The following is a 13,332-nucleotide window of genomic DNA, read 5'->3' as shown; positions in this document are numbered from 1 at the left end:
CCCAGGAAAGCCCGGCGACGATTTTCCCAAAAAAACCATTTGCATCTCCCCGCCGTTTGTTTATAAGCCCGCCTCACAGGCGCCGGCCCAGCCGGAACCGTTGCTGGGGAATAGTTCAACGGTAGAACGACGGACTCTGACTCCGTTAATCTTGGTTCGAATCCAGGTTCCCCAGCCAAACTTTTCCTTAATTATATCATTGGCTTAGGCCGGTACGCCGTCTCGCTTCTTGCCGCATCAGGCACTGCCACATGTTGCAGTTGGAGACGCTGCATTTCCAGCTATTCACGTCGGGCCACGGCGAATCCGTGCAACATGGCTTGCGACATGCTCCAAGGAGCATATCCTGCACGGATGGCGCATGCCGAAAATGGCAGCACTATTGTGTAGGAGCAGACATGACCATCGATGATGCCTTCCGTGATCAGATAATCAGTCACGCCGCTGCGGCTTCAAAGATGGACGAAATAGCAGGCTATCTGAGACGTGGACGCGAGCATGAGCACTTACCGCTTGTCAACTTGCAGGCGGCCTACGAGGCGGCGTTGCATGCGTGGGCAGCCGGGCCGCACTATGCCCCATCCGAGCAGTACCTGGATTTAAGCGCTGAATTTGAACTGCGCGGCCTTGAACCGGACTACGCCGGCTTAAAGAGCGACATGGATCTGCTCTCCTCCAAGATACAGACGCTCAAGGGGCGTGAAGATGCAGTCGACATCGTCGGTGGTAAAATTATTGATACCTATCTCCGGGATCAGAAGCATCGGAATTGAATGCTGGCGTTTCCAGGGTGGATGCGTTCATTTGCATTCATTGGGGTAGATGCCAGGTCGTCCGGCTGGGATGGGACATCTGCCAATGAAGATCAGGAAATAGGCAGCAGTTACCCCAAGGTATGTGCGTGATACACGCAAGGTGTGGTCATGATTCCATACCTTTGGGGTGCCTGAATGATGCAGGTGCCTTTGATCGGATCATCGTAAAAGAGACAGTTTCTGCCCCTTTTGCCGGGTCTCTTTCCCCCTACCCCGAGCCGCATCAGGGAATACCTTGGCTACCGCCATTGCCCGCCGCGACTACGACAGATGGCGCCGATGCGGCAGACGCATTCGAGTTTAGATTGATCCTCTGCGCTTCGATTTTGCGGAGGACTTTTCCGTCTGGCTGACGTCATTTCGGAGATGAAGAACGTCCGCGACCGACATGGGTGGGTCGCTCCAGTTTTCCTCATCCCGCGCGCCAATCTCCGCAGACAGTGGCTTATGAGACCTGCCGCTGTACGCTCGGGTCAAAGAGGCAATGTATTTCCCCTCTTTCGTCCCTTCACGTGCTGCACCCGTTCGCGCCAGGTCTTCGAATGACCCCACGTCAATTTTGTTGATTGGCCGGAGGCGATAATTCGGCCCATATCCGGTTCCTATTAGGCCGATGCTGATCGTGCACTCGCCCAGATCGCGGTGCAGTTCTTTGTGCCGGTCGAGAATTGCATCAAGATATTTCAGCGCGCCGCTCAACTGCTTTCGATTCCATAAGTCACGAAGCGTCACATTTCTCTCAAGCATCAAGTCCCCCCCTTTGAACGTGGCCGTTAACCGGACACGGTTGCCTCCAGCGTACACAATAAACATCGCATAGACGAGGCTTCTCCCGCGCACCTTCTATCCGCGTCTTGTTATTTAGCCAGCAGCGTGGCCGTTGCTGACTAGCAGCCGCCATAGTTCTTATTGCCACTGGCGGTAATGGTGTACGTCCCCCCGCGAGGTCCGACAAAGCACTGGCTGCTTGCTACAAAGCTGCGCGGCCGAGATTGGACCACCATGGGCTTCCGATGCCGGGCCACACTGGCTCGCAACACGTTGCCGAACTCGCAGGCGATTCCGTCTCCGTCACGGTCAAGTGCGTGACGATCGGAATATGGGCCGCCCTCTGCCAGGAAGAAGCGTTGGGCCCCTGCGGCTGATGCGAAGCTCGAACAGTCTCGATCTCCGGCGACGACGCTATTACGGATGTAGAACGATGACCCTATCAGGCCGCTTGTGTGGCGGCCGAGGTACTCGTCTCCAGACGAGGTTGCCCCCCGCATAGCCAGCTCAGCCTCAATGGCGAAAATCGCCGGGATCGACTGCGAGGTGGCAAGCTCACGCCAAAGGACATCGACAGGCACGGTTGACCGGTCCCTAAACGAGCCCTCGTGCTTTACCGCTGGTGGCGTGCTCGTGCACCCATATAGCGGTATGAGCACCGCGATTGCTCGCAGGCTCCCTTGTGTCGTACGCATTAATCAGCTCCCACCCGTCGAAGGCGACGATTGCCCATTGGCACGATAACGTCAAGTTGCATAATCAGCGACTACGTACCTTTCGCGGGGCCGGTCAGAGCATGGCGCCGCTTGGGCCACGCTTGTATGAAGCGGGCGGCTTTGCAATTTCCGTGAACACAATTTCTCGCTGTCCGCCCGAGGCCGTCCCGCGTGACTTTACCGTGACAACCCGAGCCGCAGATGGTGTTGGGCGGCACACACCTCCGACCGTGCCGATTGACTCCGGCGAAATAATTTACGTCAACTGTCTAGCAAGTATCACCGCGAGGTTGGGAGATGCTCGATATAACGGTTAACGTGTACGCATCAGGGGAGAAACGCCTCTTGGCGCTCGTCCCGATATTTAGCTGGCGCTTAGCGCGCGACAGCGACGCACCTCTTGGTGCCGATGAGATTATAACATTCGCTATGACCATCCTTCGAGATAGCCGGGGCTTTTCAGATACTGAGGTTAAATCGTTTGGTTACGAGGTGCACCGCCAGCGACCGCTTGAGGCACGCGAACAATCGGGCATTGAGATATCGAACAGCAGTCTCGACATCACAGAACGCGCTTAGTCAAGTTGCAGTGCATCCGGGGAGACGCATGAGCGAGACGAAATTTAAGATCGGAGACCGTGTGGTGTACGACACCCAGGTCATGACGGTTGTCGGGACCGATGAGGATTTGCTGACCTGTGTATGGCAGGGACCGCACGGAACCCGGCGTATGGACTACCGAGCGTCGGCGGTGAAGCTATTCGTAACGAAGAAACCTCTTTCGAAGCGGAGGCCTTGAAAGAAGAGTATCCTCGGCGGCTAAGGCCGAGGAACAACCGACCGGGTTCGCAGTTCGATAGTGCGGTAATGAGGGATAGGCTTGGCCGTTAGACTATCTCCGAGCTGAAGGAAATCGGCCCGGCGGCATGCCCCTGTGAGGGCCTCCGTTTCCGCGCGGCCCCGCCCCGTGCTAGATCCTCCAGCTTCAGGCAAGTTTCGCATGGAAAACGGCTTGCGGCCCGCCGCCTCATCGCGGATTCGCCGCCCATCGTTGCATGAAGCACCTTGGAGGTTACCTGTGGTCTATGAATGGGACCCCGTCCGCGCCGCGCGCGTGAGAAAGCTCAAGCTAGCGGCCCGCCTGGCGATTACGTTGTCCGTCTTTGCCGTACCTGCCGCATTCCTGGCTGCAACAATCCCCATTTAGCCGCGGAGGTTCGCTCTTAGCGCCAGGAATCCAAAAGATAAATTCCTTAGAAAAGAAAATCTGCCTCAACAAAGGACGCCTTATCGAAGTCCTTGAGCACAATTTTGATCCCGCTGCCCGCAGCGATCTGTACGTCGTCATTGACCTGCCGAACGTGATTGCTCATCAGGTCCTCAAAACTCGTAATCGACTTGACTCCTCGCAAGTTCAGTATGTCATCGCCGTTTCCGAAGTCGGTGACGACATCGCTGCCGGAACTTTTTCTAAAAACGAAGGTGTCGGCACCCTCACCGCCGGTTAGCTTGTCTCGTCCCTTGCCACCCTCAACCAGGTCGTCACCAGCGCCGCCGTCAACCGCGTCGTTTCCTCCGAAGCCAAACAACCTGTCCGCGCCGTCGCCTGCAAACATTTGATCGGCGAATTTCGTTCCGGAGATGGTTCCGCTTTCAGCCAAAATTAGCTCGAGAGCCGCTTTGGGGCTACCAGAAGAGATGGCGTCGTACATTGCCTCGGCAGAAGCCGAAAGTTCCGAGAGGTCGATGACGACTTTCCCCTGAATAACGACCTTGAGTGCCGTGATTTCGCCAGCGGCTACGTCAATAATTTCGCCGTTCTCGTCCAGAGCGACCTCCAGACCCGCCCCGTCGAATTCGATGAAGGTTTTCTTGCTTGAAAACACGACTAGATGATCGGCATCGGCCTCTATGTCCCGCACTTTCGCAAGTTTGTTGAAGCCGGTTTTAAGGCCGTTCATTTTGGCAAGGCTTGTCATAGGTTTCTCCGTCACCCAAATTCGACTCACGCTCTAGCACCACGCCATTTTACCGGCTGCTAAAGAGGTCGCTCAAGTCTTAACGAAGGCACGGCTGAGGTTGCGCAATGTCATGAACAGCGCCGCACGCTGCTACGCTTATTTACCCGCATCGCGGCGCTAGCTGATTGAGCAGGAGTGACCAATTTTCGGCCTCCGATTTTGGCATTTCCCACAGCAGATATAGCTTTTCACTCACATGTATTTCAGCCGGGCCTTCCGTCTTGGCATCGATCACATGCCAAGTGCCGTTCTGGTGTTGACCAAGATGAAAGCGGGATAGGCTTTCCATGATGGAAGCATACACCCGCTGTATTGGCTGTTGAAGGCCGCGGCACAAAACCTTTAGCGGTAGCCCGAGAACGGAGCGTTTGTGGGAAGAGAGGCAACGGGCTCTTGGAGATCTGGCGTATCCGGGTTCTCGACCCACGCCAGCCAGGCGTCAACTTCCTTCAGGTCTTTGCTGCGCACACATCCGCTTCGCAAGAGATCCCGACGGCGCAAGGCAATCTTTTCCGCTTCCTCAGCGTTCGGCCAGTGGCCTATCGCGTTCAAGACGGCCCGTGCTGCCCGAAGGGATATGCCCTCGGGGATCGGGAATTCGTGGAACCGGTCTTCTTGCGTTTCGATAACGTTGCGCACAGCTGACGTGCTGAGGCCGATTTCGGCTGCGATGGCGGGGATTGACATGCCCTGCCTCTTGAGCGCGACGATCCGATTGTTTCGTTCTATCTTTTCCATGGGCGCAAAATAGACAAACTGCGGCGCTGCGCAATTCCAGGATTCACGGGTCCTGCCATCGGCACCTACCGCGCGTTCGCGGCACGTTGGTGAAAAAACGGCACGATTTCGAAAGCCGTCTCGCGTTCCGCACTGCAATCTCCAATCCGCCTTCCCCAATATTGCAAGCAAGGAAGGCTCTGCGCAGACCCGCGCGGGCGTCGCCGCTGAATTTTGAAGTAGGAGGCGACGCTTGCAAGGCGCTGGGTTCGCCTACCTTGGGGCCTGGGTCACGCGTACACGATTTGCGCCGGTGAACTCGATACGCCTCGGATATTCTAAGCTGTCGAGAGTGTTGACGATCTGGCGCTCGGTGAAGCCAGCGGCAACGAGGGTCGGTCCGATGAGGTAGAGATCAATTGGAATGGCTGGGGTTGCGCCGGCAGCGACCAACTCGGCCATTACCGCGTCCTTGCAGGATTGAATGACAGGCTTGCTAGGGTTGTTCATCGCGCGCTCCCTGTTTGGTTGTGATGGATATTTAGGGCGATCACCGGGTCGAGCCAAGCTAGCGAAATTGACAGCTTGCAGGCCCCAAGCTACCGCCCTATCCTTCACTGATGGCTATCCGCGCGCCCCAACCGACAGAGCAAGCGGAAGACCGCTTCTTGCGATGCGAGGAAGCCCTCGAAGCCGAGTTTCAGGCGCTGGTCTGGAAAGCCGTCGCGGCAGAGTGGGATGAAGGCGAAGCCTGCGTAGCTATAGCCTCCTTGGCGGACCATCACATGGCGATGCATTTTGGAGAACAGACCAGCGCCGCAATAAGGAAGCTGAAGGGGTGAGGGGGAAGGTATGTGTGGGCGGTTCACGCAAATGATGTCATGGCGCGAACTCGTCGCGCTCTATCGGCTGACCGACAATATCAAGAGCCGAAACACGGAGGCGAGATACAATATCGCGCCGACGCAGACCGTCCCGTTCGTCCGCCTGGACGAGAACGGCGAACAGATCGTTGAGGATGGCCGCTGGTGGCTCGTGCCACACTGGGCAAAGGAAATGCCGAAGGCGGCCATGTTCAACGCCCGGATCGAGACCGTCGACACTTCGCCAGCCTTTCGAGACGCATTCAAGGGCCGCCGCTGCCTGATTCCAGCCGACGGCTTCTACGAATGGACCAAGGCGGACGACGGAGGGAAGGATCCGTGGCTTATCCAGATGCCTGGCGGCGCCCCCTACGCTTTTGCTGGGCTCTGGGCGCACAACAGCAAACTCGATGTCACAAGCTGCACCATCATCACGGCGCCGTCGATAGCGCCCATAAGCCAGATCCATGACCGCATGCCTGTCATTCTCGACCCAGGTGTGTTCGACGCTTGGCTAAGCCCTACCACGCCCGTGGAAAACCTCAAGGGCATGCTGCTGGGTCGGAATATCGACGCGGATGTGCGGATGCATCGCGTCGGCCGCGAGGTCAATAGTTCACGCTTCACCGGACAGCCGGCGCCGATTGTTAACTCCCTGTAGGGAACAATTCCGAGGCCGGGGAGTTACCCCAGCGCCAACCCCACTTCTGTTTCAGCACTCGCCCCGCTTCGCGCGGGGCATTTTCTTCCATGGTAACCCAGTTGAAGGCAATTTCGGACGTCGTCGCAGAACTGGTTCACGCCGCAAACATCGCGGGGAAGCTAACTGACTCCGAGAAACTCATGCTGCTGACCCGCGCCTACATCACCATTCAGGAGGGTGGCGAGGCGCTCGGTGATGTCGAGGCAGCCGCAGACTCTGATGTCGCGGTCAATATCATCACCTCGACTGGGATGGTCGCCCAACTGTCCAATGAGGAGTTCAAAACTCTGCTCCTTGAAGCGGCCGACCAGATCCGGGATATCAAAATCGCGTTGGATCGCAAGAGAGCCCGATTCTCGTCTCGGTAAAACGATCGAAAAAGCGAGCTAGTCGGAACTTATAGGCAAGGATGCCGTTGGAACATTGCGGTCAAGCAGTCTGCACTCCGTCATGGTCCCCAACCAGTTGACCGCGAATTACAGGCCGCTTCAGGAGAACTGAGGCGGCCTCTTTGTTTGTCCCAACCAGAATTTCACATTGTGAAACTCGGCCATCGTGACCGGATGAAAGCCAAGGAGCCCCCATATTCCAGGTCGGAACAACCGAGGCTTCGTCTTTGTTCGGGCTCTACCGGAATGGAGGTAACAATGACCGAAAAGAAAGCAGACCAAACCAGTGACGCGGCACGCACCGGTGACGACGCGGATAAGAACCGCGACGAACTTGTGAAGAAGGCAGAACAGGGCGTCAAGGACGCGGTCCGAAAAGATAAACGTAAGACCGAGGCGTCTCAGTCTTAGCTCGGCACGTAGGATAGCGTGTTCGATTAATTCCCGATGCGCGCGCCGTGGTCACGGCTGATGCCCACGTCGAGCCACGATCTGGTTGAGAAGAAGCGACCAGTTCTCAGCTTCATCCTTCGGCATCCCCCAAAGAAGATAGAATTTCCCTTCAATTTGAAGCTCAGCCGGGCCGCCCGTCTTGGCATCCATTACATGCCAAGTTCCGTTCTCGTGCCTGCCAAGATGAAAGCGAGATAAGCTTTCCATCGCTCCACCATACACCCGCCGCGCAGCCTATAGAAGGATGGCCCCCTCCACCGTTCGCCGTAGATCAGCATGACAAGCCTTCGGGCTGAGCGGCCCGGGACGCGCATGGAACAAATTGGGCTGATGGAACGACCCGCTCCTGTACGGGTTGGATCGGCCCGATTGATGTCGACCGTCTCGACGACGAGGGGCGCTCGATTGTCCAGGGGAGTTGCGATGCCGCCTGTCGTTATTGTGAAGGTCTACACCGGTGATCGCACCCTCTTGGCCGTTGTCCCGGTTAGATGCGAGGCTCTTGCATCGGAAAGCGACGAAGAGATAATCGCCCTTGTGCTAACACACCTGGTCGAGCAGAGGCGCGCGAGCAAGGCGGAGGCGAGCGCTTTCCTCTACCGAATAGAGCGCTAGAAGGTGCCGACAGGCGAATGGAACAAGGTTCGCTGTACGCGGCTCGGTACGAGCGGCCAAGCAAGGCTAGTTCCTCAGCCGATGGTCTTGCTGGTATCCCAGCCGCGGCCGCATCGGGGGTCGCTTAACGCTCGTCGGCGGCCCCTTTTCTCTTTACCGCGTCAGCCGCACCCGATTTCCGCCAGCATATTCGATCCGCTTGTCGTACACGAGGCTATCCAGCGCATTGACTATTTGCTGCTCTGTGAAGCCCGCCAGAACCAGCGTCGGCCCGATGAGGTAGAGATCGATCGGCTTGTCCAGGGTCGCGCCCATGGTGGCCAACTCTTTGAGGACGGCTTCCTTGCACCGCTGATGGTCGCTCTTGCCCTGTCCCGTCATCGCACGACCTCACCTTCTCAAGCGCTCGGTGTCGATGCGGTGACCCAATTGGGATCGTCAGCCGGGTCGGGGTCTTCGCCATAAGCGTCACGCTGGTTTCCGACCAAGCTTCGGAGCGCAGCGAATACCTCTCTTGGCGCCCAACCCGCAACGACGGCGTCATCGACCAGTTGCCTCATCGCGTCCTCCAGCGCCAGTTCGCATTCGAGTTGACGGTCGCCAAGCTCTGGGGGATTCTTGGGGGAATCTATCCGCGTCATGTCATCTCCGTGACAGCGACGTTCATGCGATCGATCACGTTGCGTCGATCCGGTGCCGCTCGCGCACAGAACCGGACGCGTGTTGGTTTGTTCCAGTTGCACCAGGCGAATATTGCACCTACGTCTGGACCACTTAGAGGGGTGTCGCATGACAAGTTTTGGGACCGGCCGCGGGATATATCAGCCAGAAGAGCTTGATGCCATGAAGGAGGTATTCGAGGAGATTGCTTCCGAGCCGTGGTTCAGCAAGTCGCCTGACGCGCGCAAATCGTTCGCAAAGTACCTGCTTGAGAACTTCCCAGATGGTTCGTACGAACCGATAAAGCACCGATCGGTGATAGAAGACGCGGCCAGAAAATATTTCTCAGGGGGGCCAGTGCCGCGGCGCTAGACCTGTACGCAGCCGCATTTGGTACGGTAACGCACCAAAAAACAGATTAGACTCTGTTGCCGGGTAGGCATAAGCTGTTGGTATCGATGGCCTACACTACGGGCGCCGTCGCTGTTTGCTACCAAGCTTTCGCCCAGGACAGGAAGGGGGCGGCTATGCAGTCGAGCTCCATCGATCTTTTCCAGGACGGCGACGAATGGGTTGTCGTGCTTACGGAAAACGGCATCCGGACAAGGACAGCTTTCTCGGTCAAAAGCCACGCGATGAACTGGCTTAACAGTCAGCGTATGCGTCTGGGCTTGCCGAAGGTGGTGGACACCGAACAGGAAGGGATCACTGATGAATGACAGGCTAAGACGCGCGCCGAACAAGTCGCTGTGGGGAAATCTTGACGAGAGTGCACGAGTTGCGCGCGAACATGCGGAAGCGGAGCGCGTCGCGCGGGACGAAAAGACACGTCGACTGCGCGAGCTTCGTCTATCTGTACCACATGAGGTTCCGGCCCACGCGGATCGACCAGAGTAGCTGAGCGGCGCCCCCTGCGCGTGACGGCGATGTGGAGGAACAAATCGCTTTCGTCTGCAGTTTAATCAGCGCCACTTCTTGTTCAGCTCCTCTGCCCCGCTTCCGCGCGGGGCACTTGAGGTGCAAAATGGAAACGGGAACGTGGAGAGATCCGATAACGTTTGTAACGCCGAAGGTCGGCCAATACCTGACCATATCGAACACGGCCGAGGCCGCGCGCGTCTTGCTGGACCATTGGCCCGTCGAACACGGCAAGGCACTGAAGCGAGCAAAGGCGGCATGCCTTGCTGTCCTTCACGGCGACGAAAATCCCGAAACTGCGCGCGAGGCCTTTCTCAAAGCCGCCGAAGAGGCGGGGGTGCTTGTCAGGCCCGACGACTCCAATTGAGCCAGGGGCGTTGCTATAGGCCCGCTCCAGCAGTGTGAGCGAGAGCGTCGCGGCATCGGAGTTTTGCTTGTTTTCTCCCCTGCTTTAGCAGGCGATCGAGGACCGCCGAAAGCTCCCTGTCGCAAGATGCCGGACGCCCCATTATTGCCCCATCCACGACTCCTCCCAGCCCCATATCGATGATACTTCGCTTACGCGGCTGAAGCCGCAGGTCCATGCATTGTCATCCTTGGTCTTGCGTAGACAATGAGCGTCACCTCGCGCTCGACAGCGAGCGCCGCATTCACGCCGCCTCGGCGGCCGACGCGACCAGCTCAAAATCCGGTCTGTTATGAGGAGACGGCAATGGCCAATCTGTTATCGATTATCCGTGCGCGTACGGGAGACGATCTATCCCCCGGTCAGATGCAGTGGCGTGCAGGAGTTGAGAAAGCGGACTTAAAAGGACACGAAGCAGGTAAGGATAGTCGAACGAAAGAAGATGATTGCCCGTACATTAAGACGCCTCATCGCGACGTATGGCTCCAGGCCTTTAGGAACGAGCGAGGTATCGACGACACGGCAGAAGCTTTGAATGAGTTTGGCGTGCCAGTTTGCGAGTGGATCGCAATGGATGAGTCTGACAGACAGCGCATCCGACTGCGAGGCTGGTATCGACGAATGAAAACGAACCCGGTGCTACATGCGCGGCACAAGGACCGTGAAGCAAATAACCGCGTACGTCTCAGAGAGCGCTGGAGAGAGAACCCTGAGCCCTTTCGTGCCAAGATGCGAGAAATCTACTGGGACGATGTGGAGGCCACAAGGGCGAAAGCGCGAGAAAAGTACCACAGAAACAGAGACAAAGAGTTGGCTCGCAAGCATCGCAATGCAATGGCAAGGAAGGCAAAGCGAGAAATTAGTCGATCGCCTGATGAGATATTCAAGATGATCGACAAGGCGGTTTCAAAATCTCTACCCGGCTTTGCACGAGACGAAGTTGTATCAACGATGTGCCTGGCGGTGCTCGAAGGAAAGTTGTTCATCGAAAATATTGGTAAAGAAGCGGCGGCATACCTACGGGCTTACAATCGCGAGTTCGATAACTTCAAGACGGCATCGCTTGATGCGCCTGTAAATGGTCGGGACGGAACTACTTTTCTTGACATGTTGGCAGACGACAGGGACGTCGATGATTACTAGCAGTTAGTGCCGAAGCAGAGCCGGGCGCGGCTCTCACGCGCCCGTTACGGTTCCGAGGGAACGAAACGACACGAAGGCTCATTCGCGCTTCAGGTTAAACGCATAGAGGTGCAGATTTGCAGAAGCGACATCGTATTTCCGCGGGCAGGCAGGTTTCGATCGCACTCGCAGTCACCATGATCGGCCTGTTGGTGCTGATGAACGTGGCTGTAGTCGCCGCAGCACTTCGGGGTTTCGGCTGAAACGGTGTCTGCCGAACTCTCGATCGAGGCACAGAATTTGCGACGTCATGACTCGACTCCTGCTTGAATAAATGCTTCCTTTTCCCGAAATGGGGGAGAGGGAGACATGGGGATGTCTTTGGGCCGGGGGCTATCAGCCGCCGTGTTATCGCTTGCGCTTAGCGCATGCACGACGACGAAATCAGAAATGAGCAAACATCCGCAAAAAGTGGGCCAAGCTGCTCTTTGCAGATCCTACGTCGAGAGCAAAGACGAGACACTTCGCTATCAAATCCACGTTGAGCTAGGCCGGCGCGGTATCGACCCAGCCACGTGCTTCCAAGTCGTCCAAAATCAAAATCAAGCTGCGGCAGCCCTTGTAGCCGTAGCACTCGTTGGCGGCGCCGTTGCGTACTGTGCCAATCACAATTGCGGCAGCGGCGGCGCTTATCGACCCGCTCCAGTTTATCGGGGAAACTGCCGTTATGACTGGCAATACGATGCCGTGGGAAATCGATGTGGAAGACGAAGCGCTTGGTCTCGCCCGGGCGGTTGGTAGTATAGCGCCTTAAGCAAAGGTTTCGTCAAAAGGCCTCCCCACCTTTGTTGATAGGGAGATAGTCGGCGGATGCCACTCGAATGATGGCCCCAAAGTATCCAATGCTAAAGAGCGAATTATCAAGCGTTTAAACGCGTTCCTGTATTGCCGCCGCCGTAGTCAAAGGCGCCGGCTCCTCAAGCCATATCGGCCGGGGAAAGCGGGTGGGAACCCGAGGGGGTTTGTCTTGAAAAAACTAGTGATGTTGGCGCTTGCCGCAGGTTTGTTCTCTGGCGGCAGCGTAGTCGCGCACGCGCAGACCGTTGGCGATTGGGTGCTTGGGAATTGGCAGGGCGCTGGTTATTGGTATCCAGGCGTTGTTTCCAAGATTGGCGGCGGTAAAATCACCATTCGCTACGACGACGGCGACAAAGAAACGGTCTCGATTGGCGACGTCCGACCCTACGACTGGATGATCGGAATGAAGGTCGAATGCAATTACAAGAATGCTGGTGAGTGGTATCCAGGCAAGATTGCCTCGCTGGCGGGTGAAAAAATCGGCATCGCTTATGATGATGGCGACAAGGAAACGACCCGTACAGGCCGCTGCCGCACAAACTAGCTTTCCAACAAGGGGCAGGTTTCGTGCCTGCCCCTCCGCGCTCTATCCGTTCGCTACAATTAGCGGGATGATAACTTTCTCGTCAAGCGCCAATTCCTCCCGCGAGATACGCCTCATTCGGCTCCCTTTCGTCGATCGCTTCGCGCTCTATATTGCCAAATACTGGGATGGCCTGCAGCTATTCCTGATCGACGGCCGCGTCGAGATCGACAATAACAGCGTTGAGCGAACTATCCGGCCGATTGCGCTGAACCGGAAGAACGCGCTCTTCGCGGGCCATGATGCCGGAGCAGAGAACTGGGCAATCATCGCTTCGCTGATCGAGACGTGCAAACTCAATGCTGTCGATCCCAGTGCGTACCTTACCCGCACGCTCACCGCGCTTGTAAATGGTCATAAGCAGCGTCAGGTCGCGCGCCTCCTGCCTTGGACTTAGGCGACTGACTAGACTTGCCCGTAAGCCGACGGGCGTCTGCGCCCTTCCCATTGGCTTGCCGCCGCTTCACCCTCTTCCACAACGTATCTGAGACGATACGCAGTTGCGGAATCTCTTGGACGATGTGCTGCTCTGGCGCGTTTAGCCGGGATACCCGGCGTTCGCTCACCGGGTTCTTTCGGTATGCGTGCAAATTCCGAGGCAATCCGCCCCCTGATTCCGAAATGATCTCGCCCCCCGGTTCCGAGAATTAGCCGCCCCCTTGTTCCGAGATGATGCCGCCCCCTTCGGAAGGGATGTGGCGTGGGTGTTCTGCCGGTGTGAAGTT

Annotated in this window: 17 protein-coding genes, 1 tRNA gene and 1 pseudogene; 11 read left to right on the top strand and 8 right to left on the bottom strand. The window is 57.0% G+C overall.

What is annotated here, in order from left to right; genetic code table 11:
- Window positions 1-104: 104 nt before the first annotated feature.
- Together VGN93_RS01680 and VGN93_RS01675 are read left to right on the top strand one after the other, a co-directional pair.
- Window positions 105-178, top strand: a tRNA-Gln gene (locus tag VGN93_RS01680).
- 220 nt (window positions 179-398) lie between these two features.
- Window positions 399-773 (top strand): hypothetical protein, encoded by a 375-nt coding sequence (locus tag VGN93_RS01675; RefSeq protein ID WP_327506087.1) that lies wholly within the window; start codon window positions 399-401, stop codon window positions 771-773.
- 342 nt (window positions 774-1,115) lie between these two features.
- On the opposite strand, the gene VGN93_RS01670 is transcribed toward VGN93_RS01675, so the two are convergent.
- The 5 genes from VGN93_RS01670 to VGN93_RS01655 all read right to left on the bottom strand — a co-directional run bounded on the left by VGN93_RS01670 (window position 1,116) and on the right by VGN93_RS01655 (window position 5,547).
- Window positions 1,116-1,562 (bottom strand): hypothetical protein, encoded by a 447-nt coding sequence (locus tag VGN93_RS01670; RefSeq protein ID WP_327506086.1) that lies wholly within the window; start codon window positions 1,560-1,562, stop codon window positions 1,116-1,118.
- A gap of 140 nt (window positions 1,563-1,702) precedes the next feature.
- The gene (locus tag VGN93_RS31265) at window positions 1,703-2,083 is read right to left on the bottom strand and encodes an excalibur calcium-binding domain-containing protein (protein ID WP_414713995.1); all 381 of its coding nucleotides are present in this window, start codon (window positions 2,081-2,083) and stop codon (window positions 1,703-1,705) included.
- Between the two features lie 1,469 nt (window positions 2,084-3,552).
- Window positions 3,553-4,278, bottom strand: a complete 726-nt coding sequence (locus VGN93_RS01665; RefSeq protein ID WP_327506085.1) for a hypothetical protein — start codon at window positions 4,276-4,278, stop codon at window positions 3,553-3,555.
- Between the two features lie 384 nt (window positions 4,279-4,662).
- Window positions 4,663-5,007, bottom strand: a complete 345-nt coding sequence (locus VGN93_RS01660; RefSeq protein ID WP_327506084.1) for a hypothetical protein — start codon at window positions 5,005-5,007, stop codon at window positions 4,663-4,665.
- 303 nt (window positions 5,008-5,310) lie between these two features.
- On the bottom strand, window positions 5,311-5,547 hold the full coding sequence (locus VGN93_RS01655) for a hypothetical protein (protein ID WP_327506083.1): 237 nt from the start codon (window positions 5,545-5,547) through the stop codon (window positions 5,311-5,313).
- A gap of 342 nt (window positions 5,548-5,889) precedes the next feature.
- On the opposite strand from VGN93_RS01655, the gene VGN93_RS01650 reads away from it, so the two are divergent.
- The 3 genes from VGN93_RS01650 to VGN93_RS01640 all read left to right on the top strand — a co-directional run bounded on the left by VGN93_RS01650 (window position 5,890) and on the right by VGN93_RS01640 (window position 7,403).
- Window positions 5,890-6,561 (top strand): SOS response-associated peptidase, encoded by a 672-nt coding sequence (locus tag VGN93_RS01650; RefSeq protein ID WP_327506082.1) that lies wholly within the window; start codon window positions 5,890-5,892, stop codon window positions 6,559-6,561.
- Window positions 6,562-6,650: 89 nt separating this feature from the next.
- Window positions 6,651-6,971 carry a hypothetical protein gene (locus VGN93_RS01645; protein WP_327506081.1) on the top strand — a complete coding sequence of 107 codons (321 nt, stop codon included), beginning with the start codon at window positions 6,651-6,653 and terminating at the stop codon, window positions 6,969-6,971.
- A 279-nt stretch (window positions 6,972-7,250) separates the two neighbouring features.
- A complete protein-coding gene (locus tag VGN93_RS01640; RefSeq protein ID WP_327506080.1) occupies window positions 7,251-7,403 on the top strand; it encodes a hypothetical protein in 153 nt (50 codons plus the stop codon).
- Between the two features lie 51 nt (window positions 7,404-7,454).
- Here the strand turns inward: VGN93_RS01640 and VGN93_RS01635 are convergent, their stop codons facing one another.
- From VGN93_RS01635 to VGN93_RS01625, 3 genes are all read right to left on the bottom strand, one after another.
- Window positions 7,455-7,595, bottom strand: coding sequence for a hypothetical protein (locus VGN93_RS01635; RefSeq protein WP_327506078.1), 141 nt, complete (start codon window positions 7,593-7,595; stop codon window positions 7,455-7,457).
- Between the two features lie 618 nt (window positions 7,596-8,213).
- Entirely contained in the window at window positions 8,214-8,441 is a 228-nt protein-coding gene (locus VGN93_RS01630; RefSeq protein ID WP_327506077.1) for a hypothetical protein, read from the bottom strand.
- A 17-nt stretch (window positions 8,442-8,458) separates the two neighbouring features.
- Window positions 8,459-8,701 (bottom strand): hypothetical protein, encoded by a 243-nt coding sequence (locus VGN93_RS01625; protein WP_327506076.1) that lies wholly within the window; start codon window positions 8,699-8,701, stop codon window positions 8,459-8,461.
- 546 nt (window positions 8,702-9,247) lie between these two features.
- Here VGN93_RS01625 and VGN93_RS01620 point away from each other — a divergent pair.
- The 6 genes and pseudogenes from VGN93_RS01620 to VGN93_RS01595 form a co-directional block, all read left to right on the top strand.
- Window positions 9,248-9,439 carry a hypothetical protein gene (locus VGN93_RS01620; RefSeq protein ID WP_327506075.1) on the top strand — a complete coding sequence of 64 codons (192 nt, stop codon included), beginning with the start codon at window positions 9,248-9,250 and terminating at the stop codon, window positions 9,437-9,439.
- Window positions 9,440-9,744: 305 nt separating this feature from the next.
- Window positions 9,745-10,005, top strand: coding sequence for a DUF982 domain-containing protein (locus VGN93_RS01615; RefSeq protein WP_327506074.1), 261 nt, complete (start codon window positions 9,745-9,747; stop codon window positions 10,003-10,005).
- A 345-nt stretch (window positions 10,006-10,350) separates the two neighbouring features.
- Window positions 10,351-11,187, top strand: coding sequence for a hypothetical protein (locus tag VGN93_RS01610; protein WP_327506073.1), 837 nt, complete (start codon window positions 10,351-10,353; stop codon window positions 11,185-11,187).
- Window positions 11,188-11,303: 116 nt separating this feature from the next.
- Window positions 11,304-11,429, top strand: coding sequence for a hypothetical protein (locus VGN93_RS01605; RefSeq protein ID WP_327506072.1), 126 nt, complete (start codon window positions 11,304-11,306; stop codon window positions 11,427-11,429).
- 764 nt (window positions 11,430-12,193) lie between these two features.
- Entirely contained in the window at window positions 12,194-12,568 is a 375-nt protein-coding gene (locus tag VGN93_RS01600; RefSeq protein ID WP_327506071.1) for a tudor domain-containing protein, read from the top strand.
- 148 nt (window positions 12,569-12,716) lie between these two features.
- Window positions 12,717-13,004, top strand: a pseudogene (locus tag VGN93_RS01595) (IS66 family transposase); the annotation flags it as partial.
- Between the last annotated feature and the right edge of the window lie 328 nt (window positions 13,005-13,332).

The sequence above is a fragment of the Shinella sp. genome, assembly GCF_035998705.1.
In the GTDB taxonomy this organism is placed as follows: Bacteria; Pseudomonadota; Alphaproteobacteria; order Rhizobiales; family Rhizobiaceae; genus Shinella.
This window is presented reverse-complemented; position numbering and strand designations above follow the sequence as displayed.